6 protein-coding genes are annotated in these 6,861 nt (G+C 67.7%); 3 read left to right on the top strand and 3 right to left on the bottom strand.

Annotated features, from left to right (window positions below; genetic code table 11):
* Positions 1-178 precede the first annotated feature (178 nt).
* On the bottom strand, positions 179-1,111 hold the full coding sequence (gene ubiA / locus ACP7C5_RS10990; RefSeq protein WP_426264266.1) for a 4-hydroxybenzoate octaprenyltransferase: 933 nt from the start codon (positions 1,109-1,111) through the stop codon (positions 179-181).
* A 153-nt stretch (positions 1,112-1,264) separates the two neighbouring features.
* Here ubiA and ACP7C5_RS10985 point away from each other — a divergent pair, with 153 nt between their 5' ends.
* From ACP7C5_RS10985 to ACP7C5_RS10975, 3 genes are all read left to right on the top strand, one after another.
* Positions 1,265-1,420 (top strand): hypothetical protein, encoded by a 156-nt coding sequence (locus ACP7C5_RS10985; protein ID WP_165954434.1) that lies wholly within the window; start codon positions 1,265-1,267, stop codon positions 1,418-1,420.
* Positions 1,421-2,281: 861 nt separating this feature from the next.
* Positions 2,282-3,022, top strand: coding sequence for a 16S rRNA (uracil(1498)-N(3))-methyltransferase (locus tag ACP7C5_RS10980; protein ID WP_426264265.1), 741 nt, complete (start codon positions 2,282-2,284; stop codon positions 3,020-3,022).
* Between the two features lie 50 nt (positions 3,023-3,072).
* Complete coding sequence (locus tag ACP7C5_RS10975) at positions 3,073-4,446, top strand: glutamate--cysteine ligase (RefSeq protein ID WP_426264264.1); 1,374 nt, start codon at positions 3,073-3,075, stop codon at positions 4,444-4,446.
* Positions 4,447-4,492: 46 nt separating this feature from the next.
* On the opposite strand, the gene ACP7C5_RS10970 is transcribed toward ACP7C5_RS10975, so the two are convergent.
* Entirely contained in the window at positions 4,493-5,797 is a 1,305-nt protein-coding gene (locus ACP7C5_RS10970; RefSeq protein ID WP_426264263.1) for a methyltransferase family protein, read from the bottom strand.
* A 73-nt stretch (positions 5,798-5,870) separates the two neighbouring features.
* Complete coding sequence (gene mmsB / locus ACP7C5_RS10965) at positions 5,871-6,749, bottom strand: 3-hydroxyisobutyrate dehydrogenase (protein WP_322160024.1); 879 nt, start codon at positions 6,747-6,749, stop codon at positions 5,871-5,873.
* Positions 6,750-6,861 lie beyond the last annotated feature (112 nt).

Below are 6,861 nucleotides of genomic sequence, written 5' to 3'. Positions count from 1 at the left end.
GGGGCGGCGCCCCGCGGGGCGCGGGGGCGGGGCGGGGGGGGGGGGGGGGGGGGCCCCCCCCCCCCCCCCCGCCCGGGCGGGGGCTCGAGGCCCGCTCCGGCGCTTCGGACCGGGCGAAGCCTCCGCGGCACGACCCCACCCCCGTCATCCCCGCGAAAGCGAGGGTGACTGACGTAGGTCAATACGGCCACGGCGTCCCGACGACGACGCACGCCAGAAACACCAGCAGCCCGGCAAACCGGTTCGAGCGAAACCGCCGCAACGCCCCCGCCCCATCGTCGGGCGCCAGCGTCGCCACCTGCCACACGAAATGCCCCGCCACCGGCAGCAACGCGACGAGCGCCAGCGCATCGGGCCGCAACACCCAGATCGCCGCCGCCCACAACACCAGCGCCGCCACATAGAACAGCCCGACGCCGAGCCGCACCCGCCGCCCCATCCGCAGCGCCGACGATCGCACGCCGATCAGCGCATCGTCCTCGCGGTCCTGCAGCGCATAGATCGTGTCATAGCCGACCACCCAGCAGATCGATCCGGCATAGAGCAGCAGCCCCGGCGCGCTCAGCGCGCCCGTGACCTCGCTCCACCCGACCAGCGCCGCACACGAAAAAACGAGCCCGAGCCAGATCTGCGGCCACCAGGTGATCCGCTTCATGAAGGGATAGGCGGCGACGGGCGCAAGGCTCGCCAGCGCAACCACCGCCGCAGAGAGGTGGAGCTGCAGCAAGACGACCAGCCCGATCAAGCTGAGCAGCACCAGCCACACCCACGCCGCCTTGAGCGACACCGCGCCGCTCGCCAGCGGACGGCTGCGCGTGCGCGCGACTTGCCGGTCGAGATCGCGGTCGACGATATCGTTGAACACGCACCCCGCCCCGCGCATCGCGATGCTGCCGAGCAACAGCCAGAGGATCAGATCCCAGCGCGTCACCGCGCCGCCTGCGAGCGCCACGCCCCACGCGCCCGGCCAGAACAGCAGCCACCACCCGATCGGCCGGTCGAACCGCGCGAGCAGCGCGAACGGCCGCGCGGCGGCAGGGAGCAGCCCGACGAGGCCGCGATGCTCGGTATCGGGGGTGAGGTCGGCGGGGAGGCGATCAGCGGAGGTCATGGCAGCCGCTCATACGCGTGCGGAAAGATTGCGGAAACGGTGTTGTGCGACCGCTCGGTCCGTATACCGCGAGGGACAGCCGCCTCGACTTCGCCATGGTCGGCCGCGATACTGCGCCATCCCACTCCCGGGCCGGACACACAGGCGGACAGCATGGTACATCTCTCCGTCGCGATCGGACGGTTCTTCGAAGCCTTGCTCTGGGCACTCGCGCGCGGCATCGGCGTGATGGCCGGCTGGGCGATCCTGGCGGCGCTGACGCTCGGCGTGGTGGCGCTCGGCGTGCGCGCGGTGTGGCGTCGGCGGTAATCTCGGGCGCGTGGCGTAATGGCTGGATGTGGTGGAACGGCCCTAACGCCTATACGTCGCCCCGGCGCAGGCCGGGGCCTCCCTTGTGGTGCCCCACCGCCCGCCAAGCCATTCCAGGATCCCGGCTTCCAAAAGGGAGACGGCCGAGCGAATGTCCGAGTCTGGTGGAAAGCGGACGAGCAGCTTTTGGGGAGATTAGTCCGCATACCAGTCGTTCACGGAATGCCGTGCATCCGATCCTTTTCCGTCCCGAGCCTCGCGCGAACATTGACGAAACCGGCTCGCCGGACCGCCCGCGTAGCCTCGCGGACACATAGAACCGGCGTATCGACATCCGTAAGGATTTCTGCCCCCCTTCTCACTTCATACCCATTTTGCTTTAGGGCATCAGTGAGTTGGCGAGAGTTAAGACCGACGTCAGTAATCCAGTAGGCGCACCGCCCCTGACTTGCAGAAACCCAAACGCCGTAGCTTTGCGAAAAGTCAGGCTGACCGGCAGCGGTCAAGACAGCCGTGCTGAAGAGGGTGGCAAATAGCATCGGCGACGATGGTTACACCAACGGGCTATGTCCGCAATCGGGAACCCAACTGGCATCGCTCAACGTCCAACTTTGGTCGAAAGCGGACCTAGCTCTGTCCTACAACCCGACTGTATGGTATGACCGACACGCTCTTTGAAATCGTTGGACCTGCACGGGCGGATTAGCACAGAAACGGAAACGATCGCCGTCGCAACCACCGCGTCTTGGGGTCAATCGAGTCAATCAGATCGCGCCATGCAATGCTTCCCCGCCAAGGGGAGGAATTGGCACACCGCGCTTCGGGGTAGCAAACCACCCCCCGACCCCCTACCACGCCGTCATGCCCGCTACCCCCGCCTGGCCCCCGCAATCGACCCCGCGCCTGTTCGTCGAGACCCCGCTGGGCGTAGGCCCGCTGCGCATCGACGGGCCGCAGGCACATTATCTCGGCGCCGTGATGCGGATGAAGCCCGGCGATCCGGTCAAGCTGTTCGACGGCCATTCGGGCGAATGGCTCGGCGTCGCGGCGAGCGTCGCGAAGCGCGAGCTGATGCTCGACGTCACCGCGCAGCTCCGCGAGCCCGAGAGCGTTCCCGATTTGTGGCTCTGCGCGGCGCCGATCAAGAAGGGCCGGATCGACTGGGTCGCCGAGAAAGCCTGCGAATTGGGCGTCGCGCGGCTCGTCCCCGTGCTGACGCGGCGCACCGTGGTCGACCGGCTCAACGGCGAGCGCTTGCGTGCGCACATGATCGAGGCGGCCGAGCAATGCGGGCGCACCGCGGTGCCAGAGCTCGCCGAGCCGGTGAAGCTCACCGCGTTGCTGCGCGATTGGCCGCAGGGCCGCGCGCTGTTCTTCGCCGACGAGACCGGCGGCGCGCCTGCGCTCGAGGCGATGCGCGGCGCACCCGCCTCGGCCGCGATCCTGATCGGACCCGAGGGCGGCTTCGACGAGGACGAGCGCGCGGCGATCCGCGCGGTGCCGGGCGCGGTTGCGATCGGGCTCGGTCCGCGCATCCTGCGCGCCGACACCGCGGCGGCGGCGGCGGTCGCGATCTGGATGGCATCCCGAGGGGATTGGTAGTCATTCGAAACCTGCTGGCGGGCGGGCCGTCGCAGCGCTAAGGCGCGAGCATGACAACGCGTCCAGACACCATCAAAAGCTCGCCCTTGATCGAATCGCGCGACCAGCTCGTCGCCAGTTTCGCGCGCGGCGAAAAGCCCGCCGACCGCTGGCGCATCGGCACCGAGCATGAGAAGTTCGTTTATGCCGACAGCGACCATCACGCACCGAGCTACACCGAACAGGGCGGCATCCGCGACCTGTTGAAGGCGCTCGAGGAATTCGGCTGGGCGCCGGTCACCGAAGGCGGCAACGTCATCGCGATGACGGGCAGCGACGGCTCGATCAGCCTCGAACCCGCCGGCCAGTTCGAGCTGTCGGGCGCGCCGCTCGAAAACCTCCACCAGACCTGCGCCGAGACGGGGCGTCACCTCGAACAGGTCAAGGCGATCGGCGAGAAGTTCGGGATCGGTTTCCTCGGTCTCGGCATGTGGCCCGACAAGACGCGCGCAGAGCTGCCGATCATGCCCAAGGGCCGGTATGCGATCATGCTGCGCCACATGCCGCGCGTCGGGTCGATGGGGCTCGACATGATGCTGCGCACCTGCACGATCCAGGTGAACCTCGATTACGCCTCCGAAGCCGATATGGTGCAGAAGTTCCGCGTCGGCCTCGCGCTCCAGCCGCTCGCGACCGCGCTGTTTGCCAACTCGCCCTTCACCGAGGGCAAGCCCAATGGGATGCTGTCGTATCGCAGCCATATCTGGTCGGACACCGATCCGGCGCGCACCGGCATGCTGCCGTTCGTGTTCGAGGACGGCTTCGGCTATGATCGCTACACCGACTATGCGCTCGATGTGCCGATGTACTTCGTCTACCGCGACGGGAAATATATCGACGCCGCGGGCCTGTCGTTCCGCGACTTCCTGAAGGGCGAGCTGTCGGTGCTGCCGGGCGAAAAGCCGACCCTCGACGACTGGACCGATCATCTCTCGACCGCCTTCCCCGAGGTGCGGCTCAAGACCTTCCTCGAGATGCGCGGCGCCGATGGCGGGCCGTGGAACAAGATCTGTGCGCTGCCCGCGCTATGGGTTGGGCTGCTCTACGATCAGGGTGCGCTCGATGCGGCGTGGGATCTGGTCAAGGACTGGACAATCGACGAGCGCCAGGCACTGCGCGATGCGGTACCCAAGATGGGGCTCGATGCGCCGGTGGCTGGCGGGCGCACGCTGCGCGACATTGCGGGCCAGGTCGTCGACATTTCGAGCGCAGGCCTGAGCGCGCGCGCGCGGCTCGACGCGGGCGGCAGCAACGAGACGGGCTTCCTCGATCCGCTGCGCGAGATCGTCCGCAGCGGCAAGGTACCAGCGCAAGTGCTGCTCGACAAATATCACGGCGTCTGGGGCGGCGACATCTCGAAGGTCTACGACGAGCTTCGCTTCTGATCCTGCGTCGCCCCGGCGGAGGCCGGGGTCGCCGCCGGGGCGACGACTATTTGCGACCCGTCACCCAGCCAAAAAACCGCGGCACCGCGCCATTGCGTGCCATCCATTCGGTATAGACCTGATAATCCGGGTCCATCCCGAGATGCCGCTCCTCGGTCTTCGCGCGCCAATAATAGACCCCGCTGACCACCCCCATCAGGATCGTCGCGCGTGCGGCGTCGACGAACGAGCCCGTCGTCAGGAACGGGATCGTCGAGATCCACCAGAACAGGTTCTTCGACAGATACGCCGGATGCCGTGAGAAAGCGTATGGCCCGTGCGTCAGGATCCCACGGTTGGTGAGGTTCGAAAAGCGGAAGCCGAACGCCACCGTCGCCCAGGCATAGATCGCGGTGAGGCCGATCAGCACCACGCCGATCGGAATGAGGATCGCGGGATGCCCGGCGAACCAGGTCGACCAGCCGTCGGCGCCATAGGTGCCGGGATGATAATCGAGCGGCCCGTTATCGGCCATCAACGTGAACGGCGGATAGCAGATCAGCGCCGCCATCCACGCCGCGGCGAACGGGTTGGCGCTGCGGATATGCGAATCGAGCGGGCGGAAGGTCAGGATGTAGCCCGCCGTCGCGAACGCGCAGTCGATCACGAACATGAAGCCGATCAGCCAATTGGCGAGCGCGACCGGATTATGCAGCACCTCCGAGACATTGCCGCGGATGAAGCCGGCAAAGCCCGGCGGCACCACCGCGAGCATGAAGGCGAGGAAGAACGCCTTCACGCCCCAGCTGCGCAGATGGTTGTAGATCGCCTCGCGGTCGATCGGCTCGTCTAGGCCCATCAGCCACGCGCCGAGCGCCCAGCAACCATCCTGGGGCTGTTCGAGCCGACGATCTAGCCATGGAATGTAGACGATCGAACCGAGAAACAACACCGGCGCGGCGATGCCGAAGCACTGCATCGCAAACGGAAAGCCGCCCCATTGGTAGCTCCAATAGAAACGCCCGGTGCCATAGATCAGCGCGATCCCGGCCCAGGTCAGCCACAGCCCGGCAAGCTTGGTGAGCGAGAGGTCGAGCGTCTCGCGCCATGGCTTCGGCGCGGACCAGTCGATCCCGGTCGAGGGGCGACGGTGAACCTTGTCGACCAGCACCGCCCATACCACCATCGGCAGCGCGCACGCCGCGATATTGACGAGCGCGGCATAGGGGCCGTCCATCCCGACAGTGCGCGCGACCGCCACCCAGGCGAACAGCCCGACCAGCCCGGCGAGCCCGCAACCGGTGCTCACCGCCGAGGCCGGTCGCGGATCGGCGGCGCGCGCAGCGCGCGCGAGGGCGGTGTCGTGGAACATCACCGCCTTGGGTAACAGCCAAGGGTTAGAAGCGGGTTAAGGATCATCGCGCGTCCGCCCCGCTCCCATTCGGTCAGCCGCGCAACATACGGATGATCGCGGAAAAATCGAGCCCACCCTGCCCGTCGTCGGCGAAGCGCTGGTAGAGTTCGGCCGCCTTCGCACCCATTGGTGTGTCCGCGCCGGTGTCGCCCGCGGCGGCGGCGGCGAGCTTGAGATCCTTGAGCATCAGCGCGGTCGCGAAGCCGCCTTGATAGTCGTGATCGGCGGGCGTGTCTGGACCAACGCCGGGGACCGGGCAATAGCTGGTCATCGACCAGCTCTGCCCCGAGGCGACGCTCGAAATGTCGTAGAAGGTCTGCGGGTCGAGTCCGAGCTTCTCGGCGAGCAGGAACGCCTCGCACGTCGCGACCATCGTCGCGCCGAGCAGCATGTTGTTGGCGATCTTGGCGGCCTGGCCAGTGCCGTTGGCGCCGGCGTGGATGACGGCCTTGCCCATCGCTGCAAGGATCGGCTGCGCCCGGCCGAATGCCTCGGCGCTGCCGCCGACCATGAAGGTCAGCGTGCCGGCATTGGCGGCGCCGATCCCGCCCGAGACGGGGGCGTCGACGGCGGTGAGGCCCTTGGCCTGCGCGGCCTCAGCGACGCGCTTCGCGGTGGCGACGTCGATCGTCGAGCAGTCGATCAGCAGCGTGGGCGGGGCGACGTTGGCGGCGAAGAGCTCGGCATAGACGGCTTCGACATGCGTGCCGGCGGGCAGCATCGTGACGATCGCCTCGGCGCCGTCGGCCGCCTCTGCGGCGGAAGCGACGGGCAGGCAGCCAGCGGCCTTGGCGCGGTCGAGTGCCTCTGCCGACAGGTCGAAGGCGCGGACGTCGTGGCCGGCCTTGGCGAGGTTCGCGGCCATCCCGCCGCCCATGTTGCCGAGGCCGATGAAAGCGATGCGTGTCATTTTTCTCTCCTGCTTCTTCTTACTCCCCTCCCGCCTGCGGGAGGGGTTGGAGGAGGGCAGTGCCGCCGCGAGGCGCTGGGTTTGTGGCACGCCCCTCCCCTAGCCCCTCCCG

Origin of the sequence: Sphingomonas sp. PWP1-2, assembly GCF_049898305.1 — a bacterium.
GTDB classification, from domain to species: Bacteria; Pseudomonadota; Alphaproteobacteria; order Sphingomonadales; family Sphingomonadaceae; genus Sphingomonas; species Sphingomonas glacialis.
This window is presented reverse-complemented; position numbering and strand designations above follow the sequence as displayed.